This is a genomic window from Mesorhizobium sp. WSM4884 (assembly GCF_029625675.1).
GTDB lineage: Bacteria > Pseudomonadota > Alphaproteobacteria > Rhizobiales > Rhizobiaceae > Mesorhizobium.
The window spans coordinates 1-235 of sequence record NZ_JARTVO010000099.1; the positions used below are offsets into that span (position 1 = coordinate 1).

Below are 235 nucleotides of genomic sequence, written 5' to 3' on the forward strand. Positions count from 1 at the left end.
GCGGCACTGATTGCGATCGACAGGACCAGTCGACGCATCAGGACCCCAGGGGCACGCCGTCCACGACGCGCACCGGATAGTGGCCGAGGAAGTCCGCGCCGACCTGAATGACCAAGTAGACCACGCTGCCGAGGTACGCGCGCAGGTGGGTCTCCAGCGCATCGCCCTGCAGGATCCCATGGAACTCACCCGGGGTGCGCTCGGTGAGGGTCACCGACAGGGCGCCATCGATGGC

1 protein-coding gene is annotated in these 235 nt (G+C 67.7%); it reads right to left on the reverse strand.

Translation table 11 applies throughout. The features are described 5' to 3' along the window. Window positions 1-37: 37 nt before the first annotated feature. A partial coding sequence (locus P9236_RS30815) for a hypothetical protein (RefSeq protein WP_278078225.1) occupies window positions 38-235 on the reverse strand: 198 nt, incomplete at its 5' end.